This is a genomic window from Centipeda infelix ATCC 43532 (genome assembly GCF_000234095.1).
GTDB classification, from domain to species: domain Bacteria; phylum Bacillota; class Negativicutes; order Selenomonadales; family Selenomonadaceae; genus Centipeda; species Centipeda infelix.
The window spans coordinates 139,500-155,607 of sequence record NZ_JH376800.1 but is presented as its reverse complement, the minus strand read 5'-3'; the positions used below and the strand labels follow the sequence as shown (position 1 = coordinate 155,607).

At 51.3% G+C, this 16,108-nt stretch carries 16 protein-coding genes; 1 reads left to right on the top strand and 15 read right to left on the bottom strand.

All coding sequences use genetic code 11. From position 1 onward, the window contains the following. Position 1: 1 nt before the first annotated feature. From HMPREF9334_RS09605 to HMPREF9334_RS09535, 15 genes are all read right to left on the bottom strand, one after another. Positions 2-1,069 carry an NAD-dependent epimerase/dehydratase family protein gene (locus HMPREF9334_RS09605; RefSeq protein WP_006693276.1) on the bottom strand — a complete coding sequence of 356 codons (1,068 nt, stop codon included), beginning with the start codon at positions 1,067-1,069 and terminating at the stop codon, positions 2-4. Positions 1,070-1,115: 46 nt separating this feature from the next. After that, the gene (locus tag HMPREF9334_RS09600; protein ID WP_006693275.1) at positions 1,116-1,838 is read right to left on the bottom strand and encodes an IspD/TarI family cytidylyltransferase; all 723 of its coding nucleotides are present in this window, start codon (positions 1,836-1,838) and stop codon (positions 1,116-1,118) included. 3 nt (positions 1,839-1,841) lie between these two features. Then, complete coding sequence (locus HMPREF9334_RS09595) at positions 1,842-2,999, bottom strand: CDP-glycerol glycerophosphotransferase family protein (protein WP_006693274.1); 1,158 nt, start codon at positions 2,997-2,999, stop codon at positions 1,842-1,844. 23 nt (positions 3,000-3,022) lie between these two features. Beyond that, a complete protein-coding gene (locus HMPREF9334_RS09590) occupies positions 3,023-4,504 on the bottom strand; it encodes a B12-binding domain-containing radical SAM protein (RefSeq protein WP_039957508.1) in 1,482 nt (493 codons plus the stop codon). A 10-nt stretch (positions 4,505-4,514) separates the two neighbouring features. Then, positions 4,515-5,249: a glycosyltransferase family 2 protein gene (locus tag HMPREF9334_RS09585; protein WP_071985994.1), complete on the bottom strand. Its 735-nt coding sequence runs from the start codon at positions 5,247-5,249 to the stop codon at positions 4,515-4,517. A gap of 26 nt (positions 5,250-5,275) precedes the next feature. Next, entirely contained in the window at positions 5,276-6,664 is a 1,389-nt protein-coding gene (locus HMPREF9334_RS09580; protein WP_211204855.1) for a sugar transferase, read from the bottom strand. Positions 6,665-6,680: 16 nt separating this feature from the next. After that, on the bottom strand, positions 6,681-8,012 hold the full coding sequence (locus HMPREF9334_RS09575; protein WP_006693270.1) for a GumC family protein: 1,332 nt from the start codon (positions 8,010-8,012) through the stop codon (positions 6,681-6,683). 17 nt (positions 8,013-8,029) lie between these two features. After that, positions 8,030-8,812 carry a polysaccharide biosynthesis/export family protein gene (locus tag HMPREF9334_RS09570; RefSeq protein ID WP_006693269.1) on the bottom strand — a complete coding sequence of 261 codons (783 nt, stop codon included), beginning with the start codon at positions 8,810-8,812 and terminating at the stop codon, positions 8,030-8,032. Between the two features lie 76 nt (positions 8,813-8,888). Then, positions 8,889-9,830 (bottom strand): AEC family transporter, encoded by a 942-nt coding sequence (locus HMPREF9334_RS09565; RefSeq protein WP_006693268.1) that lies wholly within the window; start codon positions 9,828-9,830, stop codon positions 8,889-8,891. Between the two features lie 100 nt (positions 9,831-9,930). After that, complete coding sequence (locus tag HMPREF9334_RS09560; protein ID WP_039957506.1) at positions 9,931-10,716, bottom strand: histidinol-phosphatase HisJ family protein; 786 nt, start codon at positions 10,714-10,716, stop codon at positions 9,931-9,933. Further along, positions 10,713-11,582 carry a 16S rRNA (adenine(1518)-N(6)/adenine(1519)-N(6))-dimethyltransferase RsmA gene (gene rsmA / locus HMPREF9334_RS09555; RefSeq protein WP_006693266.1) on the bottom strand — a complete coding sequence of 290 codons (870 nt, stop codon included), beginning with the start codon at positions 11,580-11,582 and terminating at the stop codon, positions 10,713-10,715. Before rsmA ends, HMPREF9334_RS09560 begins: the two co-directional genes overlap by 4 nt. Continuing rightward, positions 11,582-12,118 carry a ribonuclease M5 gene (gene rnmV, locus HMPREF9334_RS09550; protein WP_006693265.1) on the bottom strand — a complete coding sequence of 179 codons (537 nt, stop codon included), beginning with the start codon at positions 12,116-12,118 and terminating at the stop codon, positions 11,582-11,584. Before rnmV ends, rsmA begins: the two co-directional genes overlap by 1 nt. Next, on the bottom strand, positions 12,115-12,786 hold the full coding sequence (locus HMPREF9334_RS09545; protein WP_006693264.1) for a dTMP kinase: 672 nt from the start codon (positions 12,784-12,786) through the stop codon (positions 12,115-12,117). Before HMPREF9334_RS09545 ends, rnmV begins: the two co-directional genes overlap by 4 nt. A 1-nt stretch (position 12,787) precedes the next feature. Continuing rightward, entirely contained in the window at positions 12,788-14,239 is a 1,452-nt protein-coding gene (locus HMPREF9334_RS09540; RefSeq protein WP_006693263.1) for an aminotransferase class I/II-fold pyridoxal phosphate-dependent enzyme, read from the bottom strand. Beyond that, a complete protein-coding gene (locus HMPREF9334_RS09535) occupies positions 14,236-15,486 on the bottom strand; it encodes a sensor histidine kinase (protein WP_039957505.1) in 1,251 nt (416 codons plus the stop codon). Before HMPREF9334_RS09535 ends, HMPREF9334_RS09540 begins: the two co-directional genes overlap by 4 nt. Positions 15,487-15,640: 154 nt before the next feature. On the opposite strand from HMPREF9334_RS09535, the gene HMPREF9334_RS09530 reads away from it, so the two are divergent. After that, positions 15,641-16,096, top strand: coding sequence for a nitrous oxide-stimulated promoter family protein (locus HMPREF9334_RS09530; protein WP_006693261.1), 456 nt, complete (start codon positions 15,641-15,643; stop codon positions 16,094-16,096). The last annotated feature ends 12 nt before the right edge of the window (positions 16,097-16,108 follow it).

Sequence of the window (16,108 nt, the reverse complement as noted above, 5' to 3'; positions counted from 1 at the left end):
TTCACTCCTGTGTCGCTATCATTCTCTCAAACATCTCCCTCACCCCCCAATGAGGCTGCCAGCCAAGCGTTTGAATCTTTTTTGTATCAAGGTTCATATAAAGTTCTGGCGGATAGACAGATGCATCGGACGTATCTTCGCGAACGACAACACGAACCGCATCTCCATACTTCTCTCGAATACAAGGAAGATTTGCGACACACTCTGCCAATTCACGAATTGAGCAATAGGCCTCCTCATTTGCAGCATTGTATGCTTCACCATTACTGCCACAAAAGAGAACAGAGAGTATTGCAGTGACTGCATCCGCCGTATAAAGATACGAGCGTTCTGTCCCCCCTAGTGTTTTTAGAACAATATTTTCGCCCCGGAGTGCCGCTCGCATGAACTGTGCAAATACGCGATTATCATCACGATACACTCCTGCACCAAACGTCTGCGTCAGACGAATGACCTTAGCTGGGACAGCATATTCTGAAGCATAAGCACAGCAAAGTGCCTCGATCATGCGTTTTGCCTCGGGGTAGGAATTACGAGGACTCATGGTATTGACAAAGCTCTCATGCCCTTCGTCCACTTTTTCTCTCCGATGAAGTGCACCATAGACCTCCATACTAGAGAGGAAAAGAAAGGATTGGCATTTCTTCTCACACGCAAGCTCCAGAAGGGTCATAGCTCCCGTCAAGTTCTCACGTATGGTCTCCACGGGACACTCGGCAAAATAGCGGCTTGCCGTCGGACTTGCACCATGAACGATGTAGTCAACAGGTTCTCCAATCGGAGGGATGTTCATAAGATCGCCGAGAAGAAAAGAAAGCGGAGCTCCCACCTTCCAGAGTTCTTGAAAGCGTGCCGTTGCCTTTTCTTCATCACGCACGAGGGCAAGAATCCGCATGGATATACCACGCTTCAGAGCCACATAGGAGAGCGCAGAGATCAGGTTAAACCCGAGCAATCCTGTTCCGCCTGTAATAAGAATCGTCTTTCCTTGAAGCTCCTCCCATGGGAGAAAAGAAGCATTCGCAATATGCTCCATATCCTCATGAAACACAGCATTTTCAATCCACATTAGGAACTCTCCTCTAAGTAATCGTTTCGACTATAACGGCAATGCCTCAAAGTCCGACAATCTGCATATTTTCTTTCGCATCCAACAAGGCACGAAAGAGGTAAAAATCCGTCGGCGTTGTAATCTTAATATTCTCGACTGGTCCTGTAACAGTATGCAGCTCTACGCCATAGTGCTGCATCATCATCGCCGAGTCAATGAAGTCATCCCGCCCCTCCGCCTGCGCACGCAAATGCGTCTCATAGAGATCCATGAGATAAAAACACTGCGGCGCACGTGCCATAGCACAGCAGGAGCGGTTGAAAATCTGACCAACCTCACCTGTTTCTGCTTGAACAAAGATCGTCTCAATGGCAGGCGTTGTTGTCACTGCGTTTCCATGAATCTTGACGGAATCCAAACACGCTGTAAGGGTCTCCGCATCAATCAGAGGTCGTACACCATCATGTACCAAGACAACATCTTTATCGCTTTTAGAACGCCGACGTGCACTTGAAAGACCCGCGAATATCGATGCCTGACCTGTCTCCCCACCGGGAACTATATCAATTACTTTTTGGATACGATAGTCACGAAGCAGCTTTCTCGCATGATCAATCCACGACGCAATACATACGAGTACAATCTCATGAATCTGTGGATGGTTTTCAAATTGTTCCAACGTATAGATGAGGACAGGCTTCCCGTGCATTTCCAAGAATTGCTTGGGCATTGCCCTCGTGTTCATGCGTTTGCCCGCGCCACCGGCAAATATGACTGCAATATTCATACACTATACCTCGTTCCTCAGCCAATGCAGAATATGATGTGCGGCAGTCTCCGATGCCCCCCCTGTCTCAAACGTCCCCAAATCCTTCTGATGCTGCCTAAGATTCTCTCTGTTCGTTTGTTCATCAAATTTCAAAATACACTCTACAAGCTCTTCATTCGTACGAGCAAACGGAAAGTTCCACCGTTCAACAGGTTGATATAGACCACGTATCTTCTGATAGTGCTCCTCATCCGGAACAAAAAGAAAGCAAGGGCGATGCAAAATCGAATAATCCCAAATAAGCGACGAATAATCCGTGATGACAGCATCAGCAACACAAAGCACATCCTGCATATCATCATAAGAGGAAAGGTCAATCACATTTGATTCAGATGCATTTTCAAAAAGATCTTTCGCATTATAATGCCCTCGGAGAAGAAGTTCCCACTGTCCCCCAAATCGTTCCTCAAGTGCTAACAGAATGCGCGTAAAGTCAGGTTGCTCATAGATTGCATCATCATCTCGGTAGGTCGGGGCATAGAGAAGATAACACTTATCCAGCGAAAGTCCTAATATTCTTTTTTTCTTTTGTATATCCTCTTTGCTCAGATGAAAAAACACATCGTTGCGCGGCATACCACAAGGTAGGAAACAGGAACTCGGAAGCTTTGTGCTTTTTTCCATAATCGTTTGAAAGACCTCCGAACTCGATAAAAAAGTCTTTACGTTTCGATTTCGAAAGTTGGTCAAAGACGAGTCAAATGACTCCGACTTATAGGCTCCCCCACCATGCCAGGTATTCATGAGCATTTGCTTTCGCTTAACAGGAAGATAGGGAAGGTTGGAGGCATTCGTGACAATTGCGTGTGCCTTAAAAAAGGCTAAATAAAAGGCGATAGAACCGTATTCGACAACTTGTATCCCACGTTCCTTTAAATACGCATATGGGGCTGGATTATGAAATGCCCAGATGATCCGGACATCTTGAAAAGGAGAATCCCGCCTCTTTTTTTCATCCATGATATACTCTGTAATATACTTTGGATTACAAGCGTATGATTTTCCCTGAAAGCTAAAAAAGAGAATTGTCTTTTTCTGTATCGATACAGCTTTTGTCCAAAAGAGCATGTAACGCAAACAGGAGGCAATGACAATTTTTCCCCGTGTCGTCAATGCCATTTTAAGCCTCCTTCTGCTATCCACTATTTCTTAAAGATTGTCTGTCGAAGTTTCTTGAACGCTTTCCACGAACGCTTGAAATCTTCTTTGTCCGTAAGCCCCATACGAATACGATGAGCAATGTAGCGCGGACGCAAATAGTATTTCTTACGTGCCATTTGACAAAACTCAACGAGCTCGTTCGCAGATAGCTCCGGTTGATCCAAAACACAGCTCACAGTACCATCTTCATGTACATAATCCTCATAGCTACCGTTGATGTATCCATTCTCCTTCGCCCACACGTAAGCTTCAGTTCCAGGATATGGAATGAGCGGGAAAAACTGTGCTGTATCGGTATTAAATCGCAATGCAGCGTTCAGTGTTTCCTGCATAGTCGCACGCGTTTCTCCAGGATTCCCAACCATATAACAGGCGTGCACCAATAATCCAGCATGCTTTGCACTCTGCATATAGTTTTCGATCTGCTGCAATGTCGTTCCCTTTTTGACGTTTCGCAAGATCTCCTGATTGAAACTTTCTACTCCCGGTATGAGCAGACGGCAACCCGCCTGCTTCATTTTTTTCATGGTTTCATAGTCAAGATCCACACGAGCATTACACAGCCAACGAAACCGCTTATGAAGACCACGTTCAATGAGCATTTCACAGATTTGGACAACACGCTTGCGATCGATCGTAAACGTGTCATCCTCTATAACAATTTCCTTCACGTCCGGAAAGTTATCCGCAATGTACTGAAACTCTCCTACAACGTTTTCTGCGCTGCGTCTTCGATATTTATGTCCATGCATTACCTGAGGATAAACACAATAATTACACTGTGCAGGACAGCCACGACCGGTAAAAATCTGTATCGCCGGATATGTCGCAGCAGGAAAGACATAATCAAAAACATCAAGGTGTTTTTTTATGAACGCCGCCGCCATAGGGATCTCATCAAGATCCTCTAGTGGAGCACGATCCTTGTTATCGACAACAGTACCATTCGCCGCACGAAACGAAAGCCCCTCCACGGTTGAAAGACGCTCATCAGACGGTATGCCATCTGCAGCATCGATCAGACGAGCCAACTCTAATATCGTCACATCGTATTCACGTCTCGCAATGGCATTGACCTCATGCCCTATCTCTAACGTCTCAGTAACAGTTGCCGTAGGATGTGTGCCAACGAGCACAATGAAAGCGTCTGAATATCGCTCACGCAGAGCAGACGCAAATTTCACATCACTATAAATGGATGGTGTGCTTGTGTCTAAAACAAATAGGTGAGCGTCTGCGGCATTATCCGCAACGATATCAAGTGTTTCCTGCTCCGTCAAAGGATGCGCAGGAGCATCAATGAAAGAAATTTGAAAACCTTCTTTTTCAGACAAAGCAGCTGCATAAATCAACCATAGCGGATAGTAGAGAACCCCGCTGTGGCCGATGGCAGGACTGCGGGATTCGCGGGAAAACTTTCCATATTCCGCTTTGAATGGCGGGTTTATAAAACAAATTTTCATGGGCTCAGACTTACCTCCTCCCATAATGTTTACATATACCCCGTACAGCATAATGCAGGAAATAATAAAGGGACTTCATCCACGAGAGTCCCTGAGTCTCGCGATACACCCGCCATGTCCATATAAGACTTCGTCGTTTACTCGCAGTGAGCGAATCTATAGTCTTACGATAACGTGCAAGATCCTCATGCAGAGCATAGGCGCGGCCTGCCCCTTGATGCAAGAGATTCAGCCATGTTACATAATCTTCATGACGAACGCGAGGCATTTCAATATGCGGAAACTTCTTGCGATCAATCATGACTGTCAAACAGCCAATATCATTTCCTTTTAGGAGTTCGTGATAATCGACACTATTACATGTGCGAATTAGCTCTCCCGGCATTGCAGGATCTTCATAAAACTGACGATATTCCGTGTACGTAAATGCACTTCCATTGGATTGCATGAAAAGAAGTTGTCGTTCAAGTTTATGGGGCAACCAGAGATCATCACTGTCGAGAAAAGCCAGATAACGACCTTCTGCAACTCCAATGGCTCTGTTACGCGCTTCTGCAACCCCCATGTTATGCTCTTGACGAAAATACCGTATGCGTGGATCCATGCTCATATGCACCTGAACAGCATCGGCAGTCATATCCGTTGACGCATCATCCACAACTATAAGTTCCCATTGCTCGTATGTTTGATCTCGAACAGAAGCGATAGAGGCATCAATGAACTCAGCACTATTGTATGCAGGCATAACTACAGAGATAAGTTTATCCTGCACTAAAAGTCACCATATATACCTTTCCGAATATCATATTTGGTCAAATCAATCTCCTCTTGAAATTGAGCTACCCCATCGGTAGCGCTTTTCGTAAAGAGGACCCTGACCGTTTGTATGATGATTGTTAGATCCGTTAAGATATTACAACGTTGGATATACATAAGGTCATAAACGAGTTTGTCAAACGGTGTTGTATTATATTTTCCATAGACCTGCGCAAGCCCCGTAATGCCGGGCTTGACATTATGGCGATAGGCATATTCTGGCATTTCCTCAACGTACTGTTCGACAAAGAAGGGACGTTCTGGTCGTGGACCAACGATACTCATATCTCCGACAAGGACATTCCAAATCTGTGGAAGTTCATCTAAACGAACGGCACGCAAGAAACGCCCCAATGCTGTAATGCGTGGGTCATTTTTCTGTGCAAGTATCGGTCCGCTATACTTCTCTGCGTCCACGTGCATAGTACGGAATTTATAGACGTGGAATTCTTTTCCATCTCTTCCTGTTCGCACTTGGCTGTAGAGAATTGGACCGTGATCGCCAATCTTAATCGCAAGAGCCGTAACCAGCATAAACGGAAAGATACAGACCAAGCCTATCGCTGCAACACTAAGATCCAGCGCACGCTTAAGTGTACGCACTTCAAGTGTCGGGTGCAATCTAGGTGGTCGAAATACGGGAATATCATCAATTTTGTCAAGCTCTGCACCACTACAAAAAATCTCAAATGCATTCGGTATCAGCATGGGGCGCTTTCCGTGCTGATAACAAAAGTTAATCACCTGAACCTTATGGCGGTGCCGCATGCTGGGACACATGATGATGACATCCACTGATGCAGCAGACTCTTTCCATAGAGAGTTTTGCATATCAGTACAAACGTACTTCAGCTTCATAAGATGACACTGTCGAGAGAGCCGTTGATAAACATGGGTACATTCTTCCTCAGGACCAATCAAGAGCACATCTCTTACGGCATAGATATGCCGCTCAACCCGCCATGCAAGATAGCGCCAAATCGACAGAAGAGAACACTGCAAAAGAATCGTCAGGAATAGCACCGAACGAGAATACGATAGATCTTGGATGAAGAAGCTAAGTGCAAAAATAAGAATCAGTGTGCAAAGGTTCGTCACTGCTATGCTAAGCAGAATCTCTGCAAACCTTTTCGTAGCAATGGAATACAATCCGTTGATATTTAGGAGCAATCCCGTTAAGACAATAAGTATGGGGAATAGACTCCCATAAGAATAAAGATTGGCAAGCAGCATTGCACTGTTTAGGATAATAGAAGCCGAGATAAGATAGGATATGCCCACCAACAGAATATCTCCAATGAGCATAATCAATTTGCGTGATTTTGAGAACTGTTGTAGGCGCACATTCCCCCTCCTTTTATTACTTCCTTCTGTTATAAAGAACAGTACCATACCCAAGCGCAATCGCACATCCAATTAGAAAACCCAGCAGTGTAATCAGTTTCTTATGAGGAGCTATGGGCTTATCATAACGAGGAAGATTTGCAGGATCTACGATTTGAACATCCATGCTCTCCATCGCAGCTTTTATCTTGCTTTGTTCACTTTGCTTAACAAGATTCAAGTAAACCTCGTTTTGGATGGACACGTTACGCTGTAGGCGGGCATATTCAAGGACTTCATCAGGAAGTTTTCCAAGTTCTTTTTCTTTCTTGCTCCACTCCGCTTCAACGGCTTTCTTACTGGCTTTTGTAACAGAAAGGTCCACCGCTGCAAGCACTTGTTTTTTTAGAATTTCCGCTTGTGCAGGATTTAACGTTACGACGTTAGAATCCACAGTAGCGACAACCTCCGAGTGAAGGCTGTTCTCAAGTTGTTGCAGTTCCCCCAATGCTTTTTGCAGACTCGGATGTTTTTCTGTATAACTCTGTCGAAGCCCCACAAGTTCAAGCTGTTTCGCAACAATCTGAGAACGAAGACTTTGAACGATCTCATTGTCTGAAATATTATAAATACGACTATTCATCTTCTGATCTTCCAGAGCAGCATTAGCGGCATCCAACGAAGCTTGTTCTGATTGAATAGACACTTCAAAATCTGCCATAGCTTTATCATATGAAGCCATCTGAGTTACAACATTTTTTACTTGATCATCAGGACTATAAATTTTGTGCTCCTTGCTGAATATCAAAAGTTTCTCCTCGGCAACTTCTGAGGCTTCTTTGCTTTCAACAATGCGCTTTTCAAGAAACTTCAAGAGCAAGGACTGTGTTTGCTGGTTCATATCAGTCTGCATCTGGAGAAAATTATCGACAACAGCTTTGGATATTTGCTGTGCAGTCTCCGGATTCTCCCAAATTGCCTTAACTTCTATCAAATTGGATTCTTTTGGGTTTGTTATCTCAAGATATGTCTTTGCAAACTTTTCCGCAGTTGGTCTCTCATCTTCTTCGAACTCGAGCAAATCAATAACAGGTTCAATAACAGTTCTCGTTTTCATTAATTCGATATAACTCATCGTGGGAGCATTGAGCCGTCCTGCTCCAAGAGCAGCAAGTGCCGTAGTAGCTCCTACACTCCCATCGCTGCGTACCTGAACCAAAGTGGTAGATGCATACTGTTTCGGCAAAGCAAAAGAGATCACGACAGCAACAATAGTGCAAATACTGATGATGCCAACGATGACAGATTTATGATTCCCCATGATCTGAAAGAGACGGGAGAGATCAATCGAGTCGTCATTTCGTTCCATGTTCTTCACTCTCCCACTTAGTTTGCCACAGCCTTATACATTGTCCAAACATTGATATACGGCAAAACATCTTCATCAAACTTGATGCCGTTCGAGCGCGGCACGTAGACGATATCGCCATCCTGCAACACGACGTTCTGTGTGAGGTCATGCTTCTTAATGTAATTCTTGATATTCAGCTGCTTATAGTACATGGTATCACCTATGACACGGAGCACTTGTACCTGTGTGCTGCGTCCGCGACGAGTGACACCGCCGGCTGATGAGATTGCTGCGTAGGCATTCAAGCTGTCGGCTCCAAGTTCGTGAATCCCGGGGGTCTTGACCTCCCCCATAACGTAAATCTTGCGCGGTCCATAGGTCTTGACGATGAGCGATATATCGGGAAAGCGCAGATAGGTGCGCAAGCGGTCGGAAATCAAGTTTTTTGCTTCATCAAGCGTGAGTCCCGCAAGTTTGATTGAGCCGGCATAGGGCAGCTGAACATAGCCATCGGGTCCGATTACAACGTTGTTCAGCCCACCGCTCTTCGCAGATTCGCTCGATTCGAAGGTAGAGAATCCAACAATCTGAATATCGAGTACATCATACTTCGTCAGACGATAGGTTTCAAGCAGACGATCTCCCTTAAGTGTGGCGACCTTAAAGTCGCCGCCCTCAACGACGTGGTGCGGCATATCACTCACAACTGTTGGACCGGCAGAGGTATTCCCAGCCGCCTGCACAGACGGCTGGATGGTGCCAACGCTGCCAAGCAGTGCAAACGCACCGAGAGCTGCGAGATGTTTCTTCCATGTCATTGTGGCTATCCCCTTCACATTGCAATCTAATCTTAATTATACAAAATTCAAACCAACTGTCAAGGTACTTACGTTTTCAAAAAAGTTCTAACGTCTTGAGCAGAAACACCCATCCGAAAATCGTAAAGCAGGACAGCGCACTGCTGTAGACGACACTGTTGCCTGCAAGCTCCGCATCCGCCTGCATCTGCTGTGCCATAGCGAAGCCGGCGACGGCGCAAGGTGTGGCAAACACGGCGATGAGCGTCACGAGCTCGACACCGCGAAAGCCAAGTACGATTGCAAGCGAAAGCACGATGGCAGGCACAATGATGAGCCGTGAGGCAACCGAAAAGATGAGTTGGCGCAAATGTGCGTGATAGCTCCCACCATGAAAAGATGCACCGAGGATGATGAGCGCGATGGGCGTGGTCGCCGCCGCGATCTGCGCGACAGGCTTCAGCACAGGCGCAGGAATCGGCAGCTCTACGAGACGGCACAACGCCCCCGCAATCGCCCCCAGGATCATAGGGTTCATGAGTACGCTGCGCAAAATCGGCAGGAGGTCAAATCGTCCGCCGCGAAAGGTCTCGAGCACGAGCACGCCGAGTACATTATAGAGGGGAACGATGGCAGCAATCATCATGGTCGGAATCGCAATTGCCCCATCACCGAAGATGTTGCTGACGAGAGGGATGCCCATGAGAACGTAATTGCCGCGAAAGGCCGCCTGGATCATCGGACCGCGCCGCGCATTGTCCGGCTCAATACGGCAGACAATCCCCGTAAAGACGAGTGCCGTGAGCAGCACACCGCCCACACCGAAGAGCATGAGCAGCGGCTGGAACGCCGTCCCCGGATCGGAGATGTAGATGTTGTAGAACATCATAAAGAAGAAGAACACACGGAACACCATGCGGTTCACATGCCGAAGTTCGTCCTCTGCGAGAAGGCGCGAACGCTTCACAAAGACACCGACCGCCATCAGACAGAAGAGGGGAACGACGCCGCCGAGTGCGACAAAAAAATTGCTAAGCACAAAAAAGCCTCCCCACCCATTCGACTGTATTATAACAGGAAAGAGGTGGAGAGGCAATGTATAAAAGCGCTTGCACAAAAGTCGACAAATTCGTCGTGTTTTACTCACAGAGCCGCATCTGCAGCTCACGAAATGTGACGATAGTAAGATCAAAAGCATGGGCGAGTTCACGCGCACGGTCATAGTTCCGACCGACACCATCGGGGACGTGGGCATCCGAGCCGATGGTGACATAGCGTCCGCCGAGTTCATGATAGCGGCGGTAGATGGGCGCAAGTTCCTTGATGCCGCGCGGTGTGCCAAGGCGACGCGTGTTGATCTCGATGACGGTGTCCATCGCGACGAGGGCGCGCAGGACAGCGTCGATGTCGTCGGTGAAATCCCCATAGGAAAGCTCTGGATTATCGAAAGGTGCGTTGCGTGCGATGTAGTCGATGTGTGCGAGAACGTTGATAAAGGGGTGCGCATAGATCTCGTCGCGCATCACGGTAAGGTATTCGTGATACATCTCCCGTTTCTCGCGCCCCTCGAACGTCTCGGGATAGTAGAGATCCTTCACATCCAAAAAATGAATCGAACCGAGTACGAAATCAAATGGAACACGCCGCAGGAATGCGGCATTTTTTTCGCGTGCGCTCGCCATCATCCCCATCTCAACCCCGAGCGAGAGATTTCCCTTGGCACGGAGCGGCTCATACGCCGCCCAATACGCCTCAGGATCGAAGATAAATTCCTCGGTGCCCGCCGAGGGATAGTCATAGTCGAGGTGCTCGGTAAAGACCAGACCAAGTCCCTGCCGCTCCGCCTCATGCAGCGCATCCGCCGCTTTCATCTCAGAATCAGCGGAGAACTCCGTATGAATATGGCTGTCGAAAAACATCATCATTCCTCCAAACGCCCGACCACATCGGACAGCCGCGCAAAGTCCGCAAGTGAGAGCTGCTCGCCGCGCATATTCTCCGCGATGCCCGCCGCCAGAAGCCCCGCACGGCTCATCTCCTTGGAGATACCTGCGCCTGTGAGCGCATTGAGGAGGGTCTTGCGCCGCTGCATAAATGCGGCACGAACGAGACGGAAAAAGAGTTTTTCATCAGTAGGCTGAACCGTTGGCACATCCTGCACATGACAGGCGATGACGGCACTCGTCACCTCGGGCGCGGGCAGGAAGGAGCCCGGTGACACGTCCATCACCATGCGCGGCACGGTGAAGTACTGCACGGCGATGGAGAGCGCGCCGTAGTCCTTCGAGCCCGGGCGTGCCGTCATGCGAACGGCGACTTCCTTTTGCACCATCGTAACGAGCCGCTCAATCGGCAGTCTCTGCTCAAGCAGTGTCATGATAATCGGCGTTGTGATGTAGTAGGGCAGATTTGCAACGACCTTGCATCGTTCACCCGCACGAAGTCTGAGCGTTTCCATGATATTCAGCTTCAGGATGTCACCAGGCACAATCGTTACATTATCATATCCCTTCAGCGTCTCGGCGAGGACGGCGGGCAGTTTCTTGTCCAGCTCGACGGCGACAACGCGTGCCCCCGTCTCAGCAAGCCCTTGTGTCAGCGTCCCGATCCCGGGTCCAATCTCAAGCACGGTATCGGCGGGCGAGAGCTCCGCCGCATCGACAATCCCCTGCACCACACCCCTGTCCACAAGAAAGTTCTGCCCAAGACGCTTGCTTGCACGCAGGTGAAAGGCATTCAGGATGTGGCGCGTGACCTTTGGGTCGGCGATGACGGGAATACTTGCGTTCATTATAGCTCCTCTGTTGCGGATGTAAATTCCTCGCGGGTAATCCCGTAGGTGTTCAGACGACGGAGAAAGGTCTTGGCATTTGCAAAGCCGAGTCCGAGACAGTGTCCGAGACGTGCACGCCGTGCGGCAGCATCCTCCGTGCCTGTCAGTCCGTGCGCCATCATATCCGCCATCGAGAAAATCTCTGTGGGCGCGGCCATCGGTGTCCGCACCTTTTCAAGCGCGGCACGAATCGCGGCAGGATTTGCCTGCTCGATGCCGATATCGCCGTCGCTCAGATTCGTCGCATCCTCGACGGGAATGAAGGCATGACGGGCACGCGGGAACATCTCGGTCAACCGTGCGCGAATGCGCTCCCCCACGGTATCGGGATCGGTGAGGATAATGATGCCGCGCTTCTCGTATGCGGCGCGGATGTTCTTAATTGCCGCGCTCCGCAGACGAAACCCATCCGTGATGATGCAGTCTGCCTCGACTGCACGCCGCACCGCCCGCACATCCATCTTCCCCTCGACAATGATGACTTCTTTAATCACAGCCGTTTCACAACTTCCCCATACAAGTTCTCATGAATCTCCGCAATCGGCAGCGGCTCCCCATTCGTGCTCGACGGAATCCGCACCCAACCGTAGCGTGCGGCGAGGAGGACGTAGGCATCGTGGGCACGTGCGAGGTAGGCAGCATCGCGCTCGTGGATATCGGGCGTACCGCCCTTTTCTCTCGCACGCGCCACAATCAGCCGCTCCGCCGCACGCGGCTCCATGTCGAGGAAGAACACGGCATCGGGCACGGGCAGCCCCATCTTGCGGAACTCCAGATCATAGAGCCAGTCGAGATAGGCGTCGCGCTCTGCTGCATCTGTGATCTTCACCGCTTGATGTACCATGTTCGACGTGGTGTAGCGGTCAGCGAGGATGACTGCCCCCGCCTCATAGTCCCGCCCCCACTTCATGCGGTAGGAAGCGTAGCGGTCAACGGCAAAGAACGTCGACGCCGCATAGGCATTCACATCGTCCGCATGTGCGCCGAAGTCGCCGCGCAGATACATCCGCACGAGCATGGAGGAGTCCGCCGCATAGTCGGGAAATGTGACAGGTACAACGCGATATCCCTCGTGCACAAGCCGCTCCGTGAGAAGCCGTGTCTGCGTCTCCTTGCCCGAGCCGTCCCCCGCCTCGATGATAAAGAGTTTTCCGTTTGCCATATCAGCCTTTCGCAATCACCATGAGTGTTCCGAGTGACGCATCTGCCGCTCCGACGACACGCGCACCGACCGCCTTCATCGCACGCAGATACGCGAGTGTCGCGCCGTCAATCACATCGCCCGGTGCGAGCACGGGAATCCCCGGCGGATAGAACACGATCGTCTCCGCCGCGACCCGCCCCTCAGCCAGCCCGACATCGACATGCTCACTGCGTGCAAAATACGCATCGCGCGGCGCGAGTGCCATCTCCGGAATCGGCGGCAGTGCCAAAAAGGATGCCGCTCCGCGCGACGTACACATCGGCGCATTCTCCTCTGCCATCCCCCGCAGTGCCGCCAAGACCCGCTCCGTCTCCCGTTCCCCATCCGCGTACGAGAGGAGCAGGAGCACGTTCCGCGCATCGGCAAGCTCGCACGCGACATTGCGCTGCCGCAGATCCTCCTCCGCCGCAAAGCCCGAAAGTCCAAGCCCCGTAACCTGCACCGTGATCTTCAGCGGATCGAGTGCCGCCATCCCGTCCGCATCCATGTACTCTGTACCAAATGCCCAGAGCCCTTCGATTTCGTTGATGCGGCGGCGCAGCTCCTCTGCCGCACGAATCGCAACGGCGAGACGTTCCCGCCCCTCTCCTGCCATCTGTGCGCGTGCGAGATCGAGCGAAGCGAGCAGGATTTCATTCGGACTGGTCGACTGCACGATGCCCGATGCCGCACGAATCCGCGCTGTCGACACGCGTCCGCCGCGTGTGAGGAGCATCGAGGTCTGCGTCAGCGAGCCGAGCAGCTTGTGTGTGCTCTCTGCCGAGAGATCCGCCCCTGCCGCCATTGCCGACAGCGGCAGTTCATCGGAGAACGCAAAGTGCGCCCCGTGGGCTGCATCCACGAGGAGGCGCTTGCCCCGCGCGTGCAGAAAGTCCGCGATTGCCGCCAGCTCCGTCGCCACACCGTAGTACGTCGGATAGACGAGGAGCGCGGCGCGTGCCTCGGGGTGCTCGCACACGGCACGTTCCACAGCACGCAGTGACACCCCCATCGCAATGCCGAGCCGTGTGTCAATCTCCGGCTGCATATAAACGGGGCGCACCCCCGTAAGAATCATCGCCCCCACAACCGAGCGGTGCACATTGCGCGGTACGAGGAGAACATCCCCCGGCGCAAGCGCAGCAAGCAGCATTGTGTGGATCGCACCCGTCGTCCCATTCACCATGAAGAACGCCGCATCCGCGCCGTACGCCTCCGCCGCCAGCTCCTCCGCCGCGCGGATGCAGCCCGTCGGCGCATGGAGGTCGTCGAGCTCCGCCGAGAGCGAGACATCCGCACGCAGCCCCTCCTCCGTAAAGAAGCGGCGCAGCATGGGATGTGCCCCGCGCCCGCCCTTGTGTCCCGGCGTGTGACAGGGCAGTACGCCCAGCCCCGCATAGCGGAGCACCGCCTCTGCAAGCGGCGCGTTCAACGGTCCTCCATCATGCGGTTCTGCACGCGCAGATGCACCTTCGTCCCCTTTCCCGGCTCGGAGAGAATCTGAATCGCCGCACCGATGATCTTTGCACGCTCCTCCATGCCGATCACACCGAAATGACGACCGCGCAGCCGGCGCTGCGTCTCCATGTCGAGTGCATCCGGCTCCTCCTTTTCCTCCGGCACACGGTTCATATCGAAGCCGACTCCATCATCCGCAATCAGCACCGTAAGAGCCTGTGCGGTATAGTGCATACGCACGCGCACCTTGTCCGTCTTGGCATGGTGGACGACATTGTTCAGCGCCTCTTGCACAATGCGGAAAATCGCAATTTCCACATGCTTTGGCAGAGTATAATGCGTCCCCTCAAGGCTGAACGTCCCACGCAGCTTCCCGCGCTCGCCAAAGAGGCGGATGAGCTGCTCCACCGCCTGTGGAAGCCCCAAATCGTCGAGTGCCATCGGCCGCATATCAAAAATGATTTGACGCACGCCTGTGAGGCACTTACGGATTTCCCCGCGCAGATCCACAAGGGTTTTTTTCGCCTCATCCATGTCCTGGTCCATAAGCCGCTCTGTGATGGTCGTCATAAAGAGCACATTCGCCAGATCCTGCGCCGGACCGTCGTGCATCTCGCGCGAGATGCGGTAGCGTTCCTCCTCCGTCGCCTTGATGATACGTGCGCCGACAAACTTGTCCTTCTGCACCGCCTCGATCTTCCAGAGGACACCGCTCACTTGTGTGCTGAGGTAACTGAGCACCGAGCCGATGGAGAGTGCCATATGCTCTGCGCGTGCCACAACATTGTAAAGATAGCGCAGACGGATCTCAAGCTTGTCGCGCTCCATGCGCATGGTCTGCTCCTTCTCGCGCTCGAGCGCAAGATTGATCTGGATGATCGATACCGATTCATAGGTCGTTCGGATCTCATCCTCCGTGTGCTCGGCAAAGTTCCGGCTCACCTCTGCGAGCCGCTGCTTCGCCTTCTGCTCCTCGACGGAAAGGGAGTCCACGCGCGCAATCGACTCCGCAACGCGCTTCTTCAGCTCCGCTAGGCGCTCCCGCGCCCTATCCACCTCGCTGCGCGTATTTTGGTAGATATCAAAGATCTGGGTCTTATTGTCCTCGATCGCATCGATCGTACTGGTCAGCAGTCTGCGCAGCTGCCCCTCTTCAATCCCTTCCACGGGCTGCTCATCCATCCGCTGCTCGCCTCTCCGTCGTCTTTCACTCGTACGCATCGCATCCTCCTAAACTGTTATACGCGTTCATTGTACCCCATTTCAGGGCAAAAGTCACGCAGACTTGCATTTTCCCAAAAAAATCGGTAAAATGACGAAATGGAGAGAAAAAGCGCATCCGCGCAAGAAATAGACGAAAGCACAGGTGAACGCAATGAGCATCTTTTCCCGCTTCCTTCCGAAGCGCAAACCGCCCGAACTGAAGAACAACATTCCGAAGGAAAAGGAGAACATCCGTAAAACCTTCGGCGTATACTGCAAAAAGCACCACAGCCCAAAAGAAGGCAAGCTCTGCCCCTCCTGCACGGCACTCCTCGCCACCGTCTTTACGAAGATCGACCGCTGTCCCTACGGCATCACCAAGCCGATCTGCGATCGCTGCGAGCGCCCGTGCTTCGGTGCAAAGGCGACGCAAGACTTCCTTACGATCATGAACAGCACGCAGCGCGGTATGTTCCTGCGCCACCCGATCATGACGATCAAGCACAAGCTGGCGAGCATGGGCGTTGACTACGCCAAGTACCAGCAGGAAAAGAAGGTCGGTGACAGGACGAAGGCAAAGGAAAAGGCGGCAAAGGCACGCGCAAAGGAAAAAGAGAAAAAGAAATAACAGCAAAAAANA